We start from the raw sequence: 15222 nt of genomic DNA, 5'->3' as shown, positions 1-15222 counted from the left end.
GTGGGATGTGCGATACATGAAGTACGAAGGAACGTAACGTTTGGAGTACGTGGAACATGACCGCGATAGCCGACAATGCGAACACCGCACTCGAACACCGGCGCGCAGCCGCGAAGGCGCACCTGTGGCCGCACTTCACCCCGCTGACGGCCCACGACTCCCCCGGCGTTCCGACCATCGTGCGCGGTGAGGGCCCGTACGTCTACGACGACACCGGCCGCCGCTTCTTCGACGGGCTCTCCGGGCTGTTCGTGGTGCAGGCCGGGCACGGGCGCGAGGAGCTCGCGGACGCGGCCGCCCGGCAGGCACGCGAGCTCGGCTATTTCCCCCTGTGGTCCTTCGACCACCCGAGCGCGATCGATCTCGCGGAGCGCATCGCGAACGAGGCACCGGGCGATCTGAACCGGGTGTTCTTCACCAGCGGCGGAAGCGAGGCCGTCGAGACCGCGTGGAAGCTGATCAAGCAGTACTTCAAGCTCACCGGGAAACCGATGAAGCACAAGGTGATCAGCCGCACCATCGCCTATCACGGCACCACGCACGGCGCGCTGTCCATCAACGGCATCCCCGCGCACCGGCAGACCTTCGAGCCGCTCGTGCCCGGTACGCACAAGGCCGCGAACACCAACATCTACCGCTCCCCGATCTTCGGCGACGACCCGAAGGCGTTCGGTGAGTGGGTCGCCGACGAAATCGAGCGCGCGATCCTGATGGAAGGCGCGGACTCGGTCGCCGCGGTGTTCCTCGAACCGGTGCAGAACGCCGGTGGCTGCTTCCCGCCGCCGCCCGGATACTTCCAGCGGGTCCGGGAGATCTGCGACCGGCACGATGTGCTGCTCGTCTCCGACGAGGTCATCTGCGCGTGGGGCAGGCTCGGGCACGCGTTCGGCGCGAGCCGCTACGGCTACCAGCCGGACATCATCACCTGCGCCAAGGGACTCACCTCCGGGTACGCCCCGCTCGGCGCCACGATCATCTCCGACCGGATCGCCGAACCGTTCCTCGCCGACGGCGTGACCTTCCCGCACGGCATCACCTTCGGCGGGCACCCGGTCGCCTGCGCGATCGCGCTGGCCAACCTGGACCTGTTCGAGCGCGAGGACCTCTACGGCAACGTGCAGCGCAACCAGGGCGCCTTGCGCTCCACCCTGGAAAAGCTCTACGACCTGCCGATCGTCGGCGATGTGCGCGGTGACGGGTATTTCTACGGCGTCGAACTGGTCAAGGACAAGGCGACCAAGGAATCGTTCACCGCCGAGGAAGCGAGCCGGATCCTCTACGGCTACCTCTCGCCTGCGCTGCTCGAACACGGCCTCTACTGCCGCGCCGACGACCGCGGCGATCCGGTCATCCAGCTCGCCCCGCCGCTGATCTGCGGTCAGGAGCACTTCGACGAGATCGAGGGGATCCTGCGCGAGGTGCTGACGACCGCCTATTCGAAGCTGTAGCACACAGGGGCGTAGCACACAGGGCGATAATGCACAGGCGCGAGAAGGGCCGCTGCCCATGATCCGGACTCCACCATCTGGATCATGACAAGGCAGCGGCCTTCTGCCATCGTGTGCCGAATGCGCGATCCACTGCGATCCGGTCACCGGGTGCTCGCCATCGCCGTCTCGGCAGCCATCCTCCTGCTGCTCGGTTCTCCCGCTTCGGCCGCCCAGCCACCGGCGAATCCGTGGCTCGGTCCCGCCGGTTCCGCGACCATGCACGGGGACGCGGAATCCTCGGACACGACCACCGCCGCGGGACCGGGCACCGGTCCGGTCCGGGTGCAGACGGCCAAGCTGGGCGCCGCCTGCCCGACGGTGCTCGCCGGGCGGGACGGATTCCCGGTGGCGCTGTGCACCACGCAGCTCGGGCGCACCCCGACGGTCTTCCTGCTCGATCCGGAGACCACGCAGCCGCTCACCCGGCTGGCGCTGCCGAAGGGATCGCTGCTCAGCGGCGTCTACGCCTACCTCGACAACCGCGACCGGCTCGTCTTCGTGGACGGTGCGAACGAGCTGGTGCGGGTGGCCCATCAGCACACGAGCTCCGGATGGCGGCTGTCCATCGCCGAGCGAACCCCGCTGGGCTCGGCGATCCCCGAGGGCGACGGCGTCTCCAGTCTCATGCCGGACTGGCGTGGCCGGGTCTGGTTCGGCACGAACCGGGGCACCGTGGGTGTGCTGGACGGTTCGGTGGCGCACACCGTCCGGCTCGGCGAGCAGATCGCGAACAGCATCTCCACCGCTCCCGGAGCAACCGCCGTCGCCACGACGCACGCCCTATACCGGCTCTCGGCGGGCCCGGACGGGGTGCCGCACGTGGATTGGCGGGTGGCCTACGAGCGCGGGCCGGGCCGTAAGCCGGGGCAGCTGAGCTGGGGAACCGGCGCCTCGCCGACCTTCTTCGGACCGCGCACCGGCACCGAATACCTCGCGATCACCGACAACGCGGCGCCCGAGGAGAACCTGGTCGTCGTGGACGCGCGCACCGGGGCGCCGGTGTGCACCGCGCCGAGCGGTCTTGCCGGGACCGAGCTCTCCCCGGTGGCCTCCGGAGATTCGGTGTACCTGGCGAGCACCTACGGGTACCCGTATCCCGCCCTCCCCGAGGGCGCGGGACCGAGCACCCCGTTGCTCGCCCCGTTCACCGGCGGTATGACCAGGATCGATGTGCACCCGGGTGGCTGCGCGACGGTCTGGCGCAATCCTGAGCGTTCGGCCGCCGTGCCGCGACTGTCCACGGCGGACGGGAAGCTGTACACGATCACCAGGCAGAAACCCGCAGGCGGCGCCCGGGGCAGCACCTTGTTCGACCACTACGAGGCAGCGGTGATCGACGCGAAGACCGGTCGCGCCTCGACCGCGGGGCGGATCGGTTCCGGCTTCTTCTCCGACACACTGCAAATGGTCGGCAGCATCGTGCCCGGCCGGGTGCAGTACCAGGGCACGGTCAACGGCGTGGTCGCGATCCGGCCGGCAGGCGCTGTTCAGCCCGCGATCGCGAGATAGACCACATCGGGTTCGCCGCGCGGCACCGGAATCTCGTGCACGGAAACCTCGGCGAACTCCGCGCGCAGGGCCCGCTCGAATCCCGGATCCGCGGCGGCGCTCCACACGCTGAGCACGCCGCCGCCGGAAAGGCAGCGCCGTAACCGGGCCAGCCCGGAACCGGTGTACAGCGCGGCGTTCTCCTCGTTGACCGTCCACTGTGGACCATTGTCGATATCGAGACAGATCGCCTCGAAGACCGGTTCCCCGGCCAGGTATTCGAGCAGATCGGCGTTCCGCACCGTGACGGCGGGCTCGGCGAGTGCGTCACCGTGCCAGGGTGCGAGCGGACCGCCGGTGTCGTTCCAGTCCACGACGGCGCGCTCGCGTTCCACGACCACCACCTGGCCCACGTTCGGCTGGTCGAGCGCGGCCCGCAGCGAGAAGCCGACCCCCAGTCCGCCGATGAGCATCCGCCCGCCCGCGCGCATCCGCTCGGCCGCCGCGGTCACCAGCAGCCGCTCCGAAGCTCCGTCCCTGGTGTCCATCAGGAAGGTGCCGTTCGCGATGACCTCGCAGTGCCCGTCGACCTGCCGGAGCACCAGTTCACCGCACACCCCGGCCACGCGTTCGAGCATCGTCACACGAGTCATTGTGCACATCCCGGGCCGGACCGGATGAGCACGGAGATAGCATCGCGGCATACCAACCCCTCAGAACCCGCGACCAGGAGTATCGAATGGCACAGACGCCAGTGAACGTCACCGTGACCGGTGCGGCGGGCCAGATCGGCTACGCGCTGCTGTTCCGTATCGCCTCGGGGCAGCTACTCGGCCCGGACACCCCGGTGCGCCTGCGGCTGCTCGAGATCCCGCAGGCGGTCAAGGCCGCCGAAGGCACCGCCATGGAGCTCGACGACTGCGCGTTCCCGCTGCTTTCCGGGATCGACATCACCGATGACGCACGCACCGCGTTCGACGGCGTCAACGTCGCGCTGCTGGTCGGCGCACGTCCGCGCACGAAGGGCATGGAGCGCGGCGACCTGCTCGAGGCGAACGGCGGGATCTTCAAGCCGCAGGGCGAGGCCATCAACGCCAGCGCGGCCGAGGACGTCAAGGTGCTCGTGGTCGGCAACCCGGCGAACACCAACGCGCTGATCGCCAAAGCACACGCCCCGGATGTGCCCGGTGACCGGTTCACCGCCATGACCCGGCTCGACCAGAACCGGGCGGTCACCCAGCTGGCGAAGAAGACCGGTGTGGCCGTCGCCGACGTGAAGAAGCTGACCATCTGGGGCAACCACTCGGCCACCCAGTACCCGGACATCTTCCACGCCGAGGTCGCGGGCAAGAACGCCGCCGACACCGTCAACGACGAGGCCTGGCTCGCCGAGGACTTCATCCCGACCGTGGCCAAGCGCGGTGCGGCGATCATCGAGGCGCGCGGCGCGTCCTCGGCGGCCTCCGCGGCGAACGCGGCCATCGACCACGTGCACGACTGGGTGCTCGGCACCGCCCCCGGCGACTGGGTCTCGATGGGCATTCCCTCGGACGGCTCCTACGGCGTGCCCGAGGGGATCATCTCCTCCTTCCCGGTCACCACCTCGAACGGCAAATACGAGATCGTGCAGGGCCTCGAGCACGGCGAGTTCTCCCGTTCGCGCATCGACGCCTCGGTGAACGAGCTCGTCGAGGAGCGCGACGCGGTCCGCGCCCTTGGCCTCGTCTAGTCCTGTCCCGGTTTTCCGTTCAACACCGCCCCGCGGGGAGTTTCCCGCGGGGCGGTCCGCTGTCCGGCTCAGCCGAGCGGCCCGCCGGTGATGGTCAGGGCCACCACGATCATGATCGCGCCGAACCCGCCGTAGAGCAGCACGTCGACCGGCCTGCTGCGCAGCGCGAGCAGGCCCACCTGTTCCCGGCCGAGGATGCCCCGCAGCAGCGCGGCGATCAGCAGTCCGGCGCCGATCAGCGTCGATCCCCACCGCCAGTGGTAGAGCACGATGAGCACGAATCCGGCCAGTACGACGAGCAGTACCGTGGCGAACGGGAGCGCGGTGCGCAGGCTGGCCCGGTCCACGTGCGTCACGCGCGCTGCTCGGCGGCGGAGACGACGTTCGCGAGCAGGTGGGTGATGGTCATCGGCCCGACTCCGCCCGGGATCGGCGCGAGATAGCCCGCGACCTCGGCGACCTCAGGGGCCACATCGCCGACCGGACCGTTCTCGGTGCGGGTGCTGCCCACATCCACGACGGCGGCGCCCGGCTTGACCATGTCCGCGGTGATGATCCCCGCGGAACCGGCCGCGGCGATCACGATGTCCGCGCGGGACACCTCGGCGGCCAGATCCCGTGTACCGGTGTGGCACAGCGTGACGGTGGCGTTCTCGCTGCGCCGGGTCAGCAGCAGCCCGATCGGGCGGCCGACGGTCGTCCCCCTGCCGACGACGGTGACCCGCGCGCCCTCGATCGGCACCCCATAGCGGCGCAGCAGGGTGATGATCCCGTTCGGCGTACACGGCAGCGGGGCCGGCTCACCGAGCACGAGTTTGCCCAGGTTGACCGGGTGCAGACCGTCGACATCCTTGGCCGGATCGACGCGCTCCAGGATCCGGTACTCGTCGAGATGCTTGGGCAGCGGCAGCTGCACGAGGTAGCCGGTGCACCCCGGGTCGGCGTTGAGCTCGTCGATCACGGCCTCGAGCTCGGCCTGGCCGATGTCGGCGGGCAGGTCGCGGCGGATCGAGTTGATCCCGACCTTCTCGCAGGCGCGATGCTTCATCCGCACGTACGTGTGCGAACCGGGATCGTCGCCGACGAGGACCGTGCCCAGTCCTGGGACGATGTCGCGCTCGGCCAGCTTGGCGACCCGCTCGCGCAGTTCTTCGTGCATGGTGGTGCGGAGGGCTTTGCCGTCCAGGATCGTGGCTGTCACGGTTCCGGATTCTGTCACGAACCAGGTGGCGCACAGAACGGTCCGGGCACGTGAATGGAACCATTCACGTGCCCGGTGTATTCGATCTTCCGGATGAACAACGCACGGGAAGCCGGATTGGGTTACGGTTTCTACTGAACACCCAGATGCGGACACACCGGGCGACGGTCGGCGTCCGGGCGGTTCATCAGGTCAAGGGAAGGTGACAGGAATACGCCGTGTCGCAGCCAACTACCGCTGACTCCAACGCGCTGATCAAGCAGATCGGCATCACGCTGATCAACGCAGCACCGCAGGACTGGCAGCAGATCCGGACCGAGTTCCGCGCAACAGGACGTTACTACGAGCTGTCCGCGGAGATCGTGAACAACACGGGCGCGGCGAACGCGTGGACGGCATCGCACGAGATCGCCCTGATGTTCGCCCGGTTACGCGCGGCCATGCACCCGATCGAGGGCGGCACCTGGTTCAACGCGCGTTACCACATCGAGCGGCCGTCCAAGTACAACGTCGAGTTCGACCGCGACGAGCCGCAGTGGCGCACCCAGCCGCCACCGCAGGCGTTCCGCGACGAACTGCGTTACTTCCCGCGTGAGGAGGCCGACGTCCCCGACTGGCTGATGATGCGCATGTCCGGCATCTCGGACAATTCGGCACCGCCCGCAGGTGAAGCCCAGTTCCGGGTCGCCCGGATCTTCGACGGCAAGGGACCGAACGGGCGGCCGACGGTGAACCGGCCCCCGGTGCCCGAACAGGAACGCGATCAACTGCGCCAGTACCTCGACCGGGCCAGGCTGATCCTCCCGGTGCGCGGCAACGACGTGGACCACCTCTCCTCCGACGGGCAGCACAGCGTGCCCATCGCGTTCCACTCCGACGGCGTGTGGATCTGGCCCGCCGCGGTCAACTACTACTTCGCGCGCTACGGCCTGCCCCCGGAAGCCGGGCTCGTCGAGCACGCGCGCGCGAGCCAGTTCACCGCTCCCGAACTCGAGGACACGACCACCGAGGCGGCGGCACGGATGATCACGGGCGGACGGCCGCCCGGCCCACCGGTGCGCCAGGGCGCCACCCCGCCACCCGAACCCCCGGAGCCCGCGAAGCCCCCCGGCGGCGAGATCGGCGAGCAGCTGCGCACCCGGCTCGAGGCCGCCGGGGTCCCGGCCGAGTCGTACCGCATCGGCGAGTTCGTCCCGGGGACCTGGCACCTGCTGCGCACCCCGGACAGCTGGCTCGTGGCCCGCCCGGACCCCGCGAACCCGGCCCCGATGCGGTTCGCCGAGGAGCACGACGCGGCCGCGTTCATGCTGGGCAAGCTGCTGCTGGACCGGCCGGTCGGCGCGCCTCGCCCGGAAACGGCTCCGGCCGCCGATGCGGTACCGGCCGCCGGAGCTGTACCGGTCACCGGGGCGGTTCCGGTCATCGAGGAGGTGGAAGCGGAGCCCGCCCACGAGCAGGACCCCGCACCGGAACCGGAACCCACCCCCGTGGCCGCCGCGCTGGAGGCCGAGCCGATCGCCGCGCAGGTCGAGTCGGAGCTCGCCCCTGGCGAGCCGGCCGCACCCGAACCCGCTTCGGACGAGCCCAGCGCCGCGGAGAGTTCCGCCGCAGAGCCCGAAACGACCGAACCGGAGACAACCGAGTCGGAACCGACGGAACCCGAAACGGTGGAACCCGGCGAACCGGAGCAGACCGGATCCGCCGAGGAGCCATCCGAACCACCCGAACCATCCGAACCGTCCGGTCCCCCCGAGACCGCCGAGGGCCAGCACGAAGCCGCGGACCAGGACCCACCCGCGCAGCCCGCCGAATCCGAGGCTCCCCGGCATGCCGCCGCCGCGGAACCGGAGGAACCCGAGGACTCCGAGGAATCCGAGGCCGGACTCTCCCCCAGTGCGCTGTGGAAACGCTGGCGCGTCTCGGATGATCCGCCGGGTGAGCTGTTCCGCAGCAAGGCACGCGACCGGCTCACCCCCGGCACCACCGTGGACCGCTACGGCGAACCGGACGGCGGACTCGTGCACCTCGCGGGCACCCCCTTCGAGGAGCGCTCGCTGCCCGGTGAATGGGCCGAGCGCGAAGTGCGCACCTACCGGGTGAGCAGGGAGATCGAGGTGCTCTCCGGTACTGCGATCCCATGGTTCGATCAGCCGGGCGGCGGCACCGGGTACCTGCTGCCCAAACCGATCACCGAGCTGCTCGCGGACGGGGCGCTCGAGCAGGCCTGAACCCGCGAAGCACGGGGGCGCCTGGTACGGCGCTCACGATTAGCAGTACGCTTGTACCGTAAGCGGGCTGCGAGAACAGAGGAGACCTACCGCATGGCTAAGATCAAGGTGGAGGGGACGGTCGCCGAACTCGACGGCGACGAGATGACCCGGATCATCTGGCAGTTCATCAAGGACAAGCTGATCCACCCGTACCTCGATGTCGACCTCGACTACTTCGACCTCGGGATGGAACACCGGGACGCGACCGACGACCAGGTCACCGTGGACGCCGCGAACGCGATCGCCAAGCACGGCGTCGGCGTGAAGTGCGCGACCATCACCCCGGACGAGGCGCGGGTCGAGGAGTTCGGCCTCAAGAAGATGTGGCGCAGCCCGAACGGCACGATCCGCAACATCCTCGGCGGTGTCATCTTCCGCGAGCCGATCGTCATCTCGAACATCCCCCGCTACGTCCCGCACTGGACCAAGCCGATCATCATCGGCCGCCACGCGCACGCCGACCAGTACAAGGCCTCGGACTTCAAGGTCCCCGGCGCGGGCACCGTCACCATCACCTACACCCCTGAGGACGGCTCCGAGCCGCTCGAGCTCGAGGTCGCCAAGTTCGGCGAAGACGGTGGCGTGGCGATGGGCATGTACAACTTCCGCAAGTCCATCGAGGACTTCGCGCACGCCTCGCTGCGGTACGGGCTCGACCGCGGTTTCCCGGTCTACATGTCCACCAAGAACACCATCCTCAAAGCCTACGACGGGATGTTCAAGGACACCTTCGCCGAGATCTACGAGCGCGACTACAAGGCGCAGTTCGAGGCTGCGGGCATCACCTACGAGCACCGGCTCATCGACGACATGGTCGCCTCCGCGCTGAAGTGGGAGGGCGGCTACATCTGGGCGTGCAAGAACTACGACGGGGACGTGCAGTCCGACACGGTCGCCCAGGGCTTCGGCTCGCTCGGCCTGATGACCTCGGTGCTCATGACCCCGGACGGCAAGGTCGAGGCCGAGGCCGCGCACGGCACGGTCACCCGGCACTACCGCCAGCACCAGCAGGGCAAGGCGACCTCGACCAACCCGATCGCCTCGATCTTCGCCTGGACCCGCGGCCTCGACGCGCGCGGCAAGAAGGACAACACCCCCGCGGTGATCGAGTTCGCGAACACGCTCGAGCAGGTCGTCGTCGAGACCGTGGAGAGCGGCAAGATGACCAAGGACCTCGCGCTGCTCGTCGGGAACGATCAGCCGTACCAGACCACCGAGGAATTCCTCGCGACGCTGGACGAGAACCTGCAGCGAAAGATGGCTTCCGCCTGATCGATCGAATTCCGAATGAATCGGGCCGCACCATTCCGGGGCGGCCCGATTTTTTTGTCGTCCGGTAGGTCCGGTTTTTATTACCATTCAGTTGTGGACAACTACCCCTTCAGGTCCCTCCGTGGAGTGAGACGAGGGGTTTTGATTGGCGCACGGGCACGTATCGGTGTATTCCTAATCATGGTCGCCGGGGCATCCCGCACGACCTACCCAAGGGGAGTCAGAGGGTGGAGGAAAAGATGCGCAAATCGGCAGTTCGTGCCGGGATGATCTCGGTAATCGCGGTCGCGCTCGGAGCATCGGGCACGGTGACCGCGGCCGCGGCGACACCGGGCGATACCGCTGCGGGGACGCACGCGGCATTCTCGGGCAAGACCATGAAATCCGATCAGTGGGTGGACGATCAGGTTCAGTGGGCGAAATCCCACGGGAACAAGAAGTCCGCACACGACAAATGGGTCGACGATCAAGTCGAATGGGCCAATCGGCACGGTAAGAAAACTTACCACCGGAGCATGCATTCCGGCCTCGGCCCGCGTTACGTGTCCGGCACCGCCTACCGGGTGACCGCGCCGACCCTGCGCGTGCGTTCCGGCCCCGGAACCGGTTACCGCACAGTCGACAGCCTCGGCCAGGGCCACGTCGTGTACAGCAAGGCTGTTTCCGGCGGGTGGTACGAGATCGGGCCGAGCGAGTGGGTCTCGGGCACATTCCTCGCCCGTTCGGGCGCCGCTTCGGATGCCACCACCTACCGCACCGGATACACCTATCGCGCGGCCAGCCAGCGCACGCATCATTACGTCCACCACTCCACGCACCGGAAGCACTACCGGATCGCGAACGCCCGGTGGGCATCCGATCTGAGCGCCCGCGACTCCGCGGTCTACACGGCCGTGAAGCACAGCAAGATCTTCGACGGGAGCCGTTCGACGGTCGGCACCCACGTCGTCGGACACACCGTGACCGGCAAGCACTACCGCGCTTCCAAGCGCGCCCAGGAGACCTCGACCGGGAACTATCGTTACCTCGGTTCCGGGCACTGGGTCGACGGCGAGGCACTCAACCGCTGAGCGCGGAGCAGACCCGAGGGGAAGGTTGAAGACCGGGCCGGAGCCCGTCGGCTCCGGCCCGGTCCGCTTTGTCGGTGCCGGTCGGTACGCTCGCGCACGTGCTGACCGTTTCCACCGTGAATGTCAATGGACTGCGTGCCGCCGCGAAGAAGGGCTACCGCGAATGGCTCGCCGCGACCAAGGCGGATGTCGTGTGCCTGCAGGAAGTGCGCGCCACCGCCGACCAGTTGCCCGCCGAGGTGCGTGAACCCGAGGGCTGGCGCACCGTGCTGCACGCCCCCGCCGCGGCCAAGGGCCGGGCCGGCGTGATGATCCTGGCGCGCCGCAAGGCACTCGAGACCAGGATCGGCTTCGACGCCGAGGAGTTCGCCGATGCCGGGCGCTACGTCGAGATCACCCTGCCCACCACCGTCATCGGTTCGCTCTACCTGCCGAGCGGAGACGTGGGAACCCCGCGCCAGGACGAGAAGGAACGGTTCATGGAGGCGTTCCAGCCGTATCTCGCCGACCTGCGCAAGCGAGCCGAGTCCGAGGGACGCGAGGCACTCGTCTGCGGCGACTGGAACATCGCCCACCGCAAGGAGGACCTGAAGAACTGGCGCGGCAACCAGGGCGCGGCCGGATTCCTCCCCGAGGAGCGCGCCTGGCTCGACTCCATCTACGACGAGCTCGGCTACACCGATATCGGCCGGGCCACCCAGCCCGAGGGCGAGGGACCGTACTCCTGGTGGTCCTACCGCGGGAGGGCCTTCGACAACGACTCCGGCTGGCGCATCGACCTGCACGTGGCCACCCCCGGACTCGCCGCGGCCGCGCGCTCCGCCGTCGTCGAACGGGCCCCGAGCCACGAAGAACGCTGGTCCGACCACGCCCCGGTGACGGTGCGCTACGACTTCCCCAAGCAGTAGCGGCGAGAGCTTCTCGTGCCGTGGACGAGGTACTGATAGCGCTGATCTCCGGCGGGATCACGCTCGTCACCGGCCTGTCGACCCTGCTCGTCGGCAACCGGCGAGCCGACCGGGCAGTGACCTGTTCCGCGGTCAGTCGGTGAGCAGGTCCGCGGCCGCCGCGCGGCGTAGTTTCCCGGACGGCGTTTTCGGCAGTGTGCCGACTCCGAGGACGAGCACCTCCATGGGGCGGACACCGACGGCATCCATGATGCGTGCGGTGACCTCGCGGCCGATGCGTTCCTGTTCCTCGCTGTCCCCGGCGAGTTTGGATTCGACGGCGACGGAGAAGCGTTCCCGTTTGGTCCCGGCGTCGAGGCGGATGGCGGCGGCGTTTCCGGCACGCACCCCGGAAACGCTGGTTGCGGCGCGCTCGACGTCGGTCGGATAGATGTTGCGCCCGCCCATGATGATGACGTCCTTGATCCGCCCGCACACGACGACCTGCCCGTCGACGGTGTAGCCGAGGTCCCCGGTCGGCAGCCAGCCGTCCTCGGTGTGGGTGCGCAGTGGCCCGCGGACGGTGAGGTAGCCGGGCGTCACGGAACTCCCGCGCAGCCGCAGTTCGCCCACTTCGCGGTCACCGAGCACGCGTCCTTCGGAATCCACGACGGACACTTCGACCCCGGGCAGTGGGTGCCCGAGTTTGGGGAACGCGCGCCCACCTTCGGTGGCGACGGCGAGGTCGTCCCGCTCGAGCCGTTCCGGGTCGATGTGGTCGACGTGGAATCCGGTGCCTGCCGGGTCGAAGCTGATCGCGAGGGTGCATTCGGCCATGCCGTAGGCGGGGAAGACACATTCGGCGGGCATGCCGAAGCGGGCTCCGCCATCCACGAACGCGGCGACGGCGCTCTCGTCGATGGGCTCGGCGCCGTTGAGCGCGATCTTGAGGTGCGAGAGGTCGAATTCCTCCTCGGCGCTCGCCATTCGCTTGCCGGCGATCGCGTAGGCGAAGTTCGGGGCCGCGGTCACGTTCGCGCGGTACTTGCTCATCAGCCGGGGCCACACGAGCGGTCCGGAGAGGAAATCGGGCGGGGTGATCTTGACCAGTTCGATCCCGAAGGTCATGGGGACGGTGAGGAATCCGACCATGCCCATGTCATGGAACAGCGGCAGCCAGGACAGCATCACGTCCTCGGCGACGTCGATCCCGGACCGTTCGATCATGCCGGTCAGGTTCCCGTACAGGTTCCCGTGGGTGATCCGCACGGCCTTCGGTTCCGCGGTCGAACCGGAGGTCAGCTGCAGCAGCGCGGTGTCCTCCTCCTCGCGCGGTATCGGCTCGGTGAGCGGTTCCGCGTCGAGTTCGGCGAGCGGCACGTACCGGATGCCGTGTTGGTCGAGTACCGGGGCGATCGCCTCGAAGGGCGCGCCGAGCAGCACGAGTTTCGAGCCGATCATGTTCAGCACGGCCACCGTGTCGTTCGCCCACTCCGCGAGGTCGGTGCGCTGAGTGGGCTGATGCAGCATCGTCACGCTGCCGCCGGCGAGCCACACCCCCTGCACGGCGGGCGCGATGGAGGCCGGTTCGGCGGCGAGCACCGCGACGGCGTCCCCGGCCTGCAGCCCGCCCGAGCGCAGCGCACCGGCCGTTCGCTTGGCCCGTTCGTGCACCTCGCCCCACGTGCTGCGGGTGGGGCTGGACGGTTCACCGGTGACCATTCCCTTGGCCGAGGTGTGCGCCGTACGCACAAGCGTCTCCACGAACCTGCTCATGCCCGAAAGCCTACTGTGCGGTAGCCGTTGTGTACCCTGCGCGCGAGGACAACACTGGGCTCAGAAATTGTGTGGAATCCACAATTCCTCGCGCTGTGGCGGGTACCGGGCTATTCGGCGCGCTCGGCCGCCTCCAGCCACTGTTCCTCGACCTCGTCCCGCTCGGCACGCACCGCCTTGAGTTCGGCGTCGATCGCGGTCAGCTTGTCGACATCCGCTCCGGCCTCGGCCGCCGATTTGTCGAGCTCGGTCGCTTTGGCGCTGAGGGTGTCCAGGCGCCGTTCCAGTTTCGCGAGCTCCTTGCGCGCGGCGCGCTGACGGGCGGCATCGCTTTCGGGTTTGCGGGCTTTGCCGTTCACCGGTGTCGCCTCGGCGAGCGTCTTCCTGCGGTTGAGGTATTCCTCGATGCCGCCGGGCAGATCGGTGATCCGCCCGTCCCCGAACAGCGCGACGGTGCGGTCACACACCCGCTCGATGAGGTACCGGTCGTGTGATACCACCACGAGAGTGCCCGGCCAGGAGTCGAGCAGGTCCTCCACCTGCTGGAGGGTGTCGATGTCCAGGTCGTTGGTCGGCTCGTCGAGCAGCAGCACGTTCGGCTCCCCCATGAGCAACCGGGCCAGCTGCAGCCTGCGCCGTTCCCCGCCGGAGAGGTCCCCGACCGGGGTCCACTGCCTGCTCTTGCCGAACCCGAACCGTTCGGCGAGCTGCGAGGCGGACAGTTCCTGCTTGCCGAGCACGACCCGGCTCGCGACCAGTTCGATGGCCTCGAGCACGCGCAGCTGCGGGTCCAGTTCGGCGAGTTCCTGGGACAGATGCGCCAGCCGGACGGTCTTCCCGCACACCAGGCGCCCGCTCTCCGGTTCGAGTTCCCCGGTGAGCAGGCGCAGCATCGTGGTCTTGCCCGAACCGTTCACCCCGACCAGCCCGAACCGGTCCCCGGGGCCGATCCGCCAGGTCTCGTTGTCCAGCATCGTACGCTCGCCGATCCGGTACGTGGCGTCCTCGAGTTCGAGCACCGTCTTCCCGAGCCGCCTGCGCGCGAAGCTGGTCAATGCCACGGTGTCCCTCGGCTCGGGCACATCCGCGATCAGCGCCTCGGCCGCTTCGACGCGGTACCGCGGTTTCGAGGATCGCGCCTGCGGACCACGGCGTAGCCAGGCGAGTTCCTTGCGGGCCAGGTTGCGCCGCTTCTCCTCGGCGGAATCGGCCAGCCGGGCCCGTTCGGCGCGCGCGAAGGTCCAGTCGGAGTACCCGCCCTCATAGGACTCGACCCGCCCGTCGACCACCTCCCAGGTGCGGGTGCAGACCGTGTCCAGGAACCACCGGTCGTGGGTGACCACGAGCAGGGCACAGTTGCGCGCGAGCAGGTGCTCGGCCAGCCAGCGCACCCCTTCCACGTCGAGGTGGTTGGTCGGCTCGTCCAGCACGAGCAGGTCCAGTTCCCTGGTCAGCGCGGCCGCGAGCTCGACGCGCCTGCGTTCCCCACCGGAGAGTTCGCCGATCCGGCGTTCCAGTCCGAGCGCGGCCACCCCCAGTTCCTCGAGCACCCCGCGGATGTGCGGATCGGCCGCCCATTCGTGCTCCGCGTCGAAACCGCGCGGATCGAGCACGACCTCGCGCACGGTCGCGGCCGGGTCGAGTGTGGTGCGCTGAGTGACCACGGCCGTGCGCAGGTCGCGGCCGTGGCTGACCCGGCCCTCGTCCGGCTCCGTGAGGCGCGCGACGACTTCGAGCAGCGTGGTCTTTCCCCCACCGTTGAGGCCGACGACGCCGATCCGGTCGGAGTCCCCGATCCCGAGCGAGACACCGTCGAGCAACGGCCGCACGCCGTAGCTTTTGTGCACTGCCTCGAGATTGACAAGGTTGACCATCTACCCGCGCTTTCCATCACTGGTTCGTTCGATACCGAAAGAAATTGTCCCATCCACGCCCCGGCCCGGTTCGCACGGCGATCCCCGCGCGGAGCAGTACGCAGTGCCTCGCCCGGGGTACCGTGTGCTGCGTCACTATCCGGGCTGGGGGATATCTTGACCGAA

The 15222-nt window shown here is 68.7% G+C and carries 13 protein-coding genes; 8 read left to right on the top strand and 5 right to left on the bottom strand.

Annotated features, from left to right (window positions below; all coding sequences use genetic code 11):
• The first annotated feature begins 56 nt into the window (after positions 1-56).
• Both A37U_RS0108085 and A37U_RS0108080 read left to right on the top strand, forming a co-directional pair.
• Positions 57-1448 (top strand): aspartate aminotransferase family protein, encoded by a 1392-nt coding sequence (locus A37U_RS0108085; protein ID WP_020496121.1) that lies wholly within the window; start codon positions 57-59, stop codon positions 1446-1448.
• A 120-nt stretch (positions 1449-1568) separates the two neighbouring features.
• Positions 1569-2999: a hypothetical protein gene (locus A37U_RS0108080; RefSeq protein ID WP_020496120.1), complete on the top strand. Its 1431-nt coding sequence runs from the start codon at positions 1569-1571 to the stop codon at positions 2997-2999.
• Here the strand turns inward: A37U_RS0108080 and A37U_RS0108075 are convergent.
• Complete coding sequence (locus A37U_RS0108075; RefSeq protein ID WP_240437533.1) at positions 2978-3616, bottom strand: spermidine synthase family protein; 639 nt, start codon at positions 3614-3616, stop codon at positions 2978-2980. The genes A37U_RS0108080 and A37U_RS0108075 overlap by 22 nt on opposite strands.
• Positions 3617-3717: 101 nt before the next feature.
• Here A37U_RS0108075 and A37U_RS0108070 point away from each other — a divergent pair, with 101 nt between their 5' ends.
• Positions 3718-4707 (top strand): malate dehydrogenase, encoded by a 990-nt coding sequence (locus A37U_RS0108070; RefSeq protein ID WP_026196980.1) that lies wholly within the window; start codon positions 3718-3720, stop codon positions 4705-4707.
• A 68-nt stretch (positions 4708-4775) separates the two neighbouring features.
• Here A37U_RS0108070 and A37U_RS0108065 read toward each other — a convergent pair whose 3' ends face one another.
• Together A37U_RS0108065 and A37U_RS0108060 are read right to left on the bottom strand one after the other, a co-directional pair.
• On the bottom strand, positions 4776-5063 hold the full coding sequence (locus A37U_RS0108065) for a DUF3017 domain-containing protein (protein ID WP_020496117.1): 288 nt from the start codon (positions 5061-5063) through the stop codon (positions 4776-4778).
• Entirely contained in the window at positions 5060-5908 is an 849-nt protein-coding gene (locus A37U_RS0108060; RefSeq protein ID WP_026196979.1) for a bifunctional methylenetetrahydrofolate dehydrogenase/methenyltetrahydrofolate cyclohydrolase, read from the bottom strand. The genes A37U_RS0108065 and A37U_RS0108060 overlap by 4 nt, the downstream gene beginning before the upstream one ends.
• Before the next feature lie 218 nt (positions 5909-6126).
• Here A37U_RS0108060 and A37U_RS0108050 point away from each other — a divergent pair, with 218 nt between their 5' ends.
• From A37U_RS0108050 to A37U_RS54365, 5 genes are all read left to right on the top strand, one after another.
• Positions 6127-8136, top strand: coding sequence for a glycohydrolase toxin TNT-related protein (locus A37U_RS0108050; protein WP_020496115.1), 2010 nt, complete (start codon positions 6127-6129; stop codon positions 8134-8136).
• Between the two features lie 93 nt (positions 8137-8229).
• Positions 8230-9450: an NADP-dependent isocitrate dehydrogenase gene (locus A37U_RS0108045; protein WP_020496114.1), complete on the top strand. Its 1221-nt coding sequence runs from the start codon at positions 8230-8232 to the stop codon at positions 9448-9450.
• A gap of 239 nt (positions 9451-9689) precedes the next feature.
• Positions 9690-10520: an SH3 domain-containing protein gene (locus A37U_RS0108040; RefSeq protein ID WP_157182685.1), complete on the top strand. Its 831-nt coding sequence runs from the start codon at positions 9690-9692 to the stop codon at positions 10518-10520.
• A gap of 98 nt (positions 10521-10618) precedes the next feature.
• Positions 10619-11428: an exodeoxyribonuclease III gene (locus A37U_RS0108035; protein WP_026196978.1), complete on the top strand. Its 810-nt coding sequence runs from the start codon at positions 10619-10621 to the stop codon at positions 11426-11428.
• 20 nt (positions 11429-11448) lie between these two features.
• Positions 11449-11571 (top strand): hypothetical protein, encoded by a 123-nt coding sequence (locus tag A37U_RS54365; RefSeq protein ID WP_020496111.1) that lies wholly within the window; start codon positions 11449-11451, stop codon positions 11569-11571.
• Here A37U_RS54365 and A37U_RS0108025 read toward each other — a convergent pair.
• Together A37U_RS0108025 and A37U_RS0108020 are read right to left on the bottom strand one after the other, a co-directional pair.
• A complete protein-coding gene (locus A37U_RS0108025; protein WP_020496110.1) occupies positions 11561-13183 on the bottom strand; it encodes a fatty acyl-AMP ligase in 1623 nt (540 codons plus the stop codon). The two genes, A37U_RS54365 and A37U_RS0108025, sit on opposite strands and share 11 nt — an antisense overlap.
• A 110-nt stretch (positions 13184-13293) precedes the next feature.
• A complete protein-coding gene (locus tag A37U_RS0108020) occupies positions 13294-15057 on the bottom strand; it encodes an ABC-F family ATP-binding cassette domain-containing protein (protein ID WP_020496109.1) in 1764 nt (587 codons plus the stop codon).
• Positions 15058-15222 lie beyond the last annotated feature (165 nt).

This window comes from Sciscionella marina DSM 45152, from assembly GCF_000379465.1.
GTDB classification, from domain to species: domain Bacteria; phylum Actinomycetota; class Actinomycetes; order Mycobacteriales; family Pseudonocardiaceae; genus Sciscionella; species Sciscionella marina.
Note: the sequence above shows the minus strand (reverse complement) of the source record. Positions and strands in the feature narration are given on the sequence as shown.

Coding starts and splice junctions, on each gene's coding strand:
- A37U_RS0108085 (WP_020496121.1), top strand. CDS start 57: ATGACCGCGATAGCCGACAATGCGAACACCGCACTCGAACACCGGCGC.
- A37U_RS0108080 (WP_020496120.1), top strand. CDS start 1,569: ATGCGCGATCCACTGCGATCCGGTCACCGGGTGCTCGCCATCGCCGTC.
- A37U_RS0108075 (WP_240437533.1), bottom strand. CDS start 3,616: ATGCTCGAACGCGTGGCCGGGGTGTGCGGTGAACTGGTGCTCCGGCAG.
- A37U_RS0108070 (WP_026196980.1), top strand. CDS start 3,718: ATGGCACAGACGCCAGTGAACGTCACCGTGACCGGTGCGGCGGGCCAG.
- A37U_RS0108045 (WP_020496114.1), top strand. CDS start 8,230: ATGGCTAAGATCAAGGTGGAGGGGACGGTCGCCGAACTCGACGGCGAC.
- A37U_RS0108040 (WP_157182685.1), top strand. CDS start 9,690: ATGCGCAAATCGGCAGTTCGTGCCGGGATGATCTCGGTAATCGCGGTC.
- A37U_RS0108025 (WP_020496110.1), bottom strand. CDS start 13,183: ATGAGCAGGTTCGTGGAGACGCTTGTGCGTACGGCGCACACCTCGGCC.
- A37U_RS0108020 (WP_020496109.1), bottom strand. CDS start 15,057: ATGGTCAACCTTGTCAATCTCGAGGCAGTGCACAAAAGCTACGGCGTG.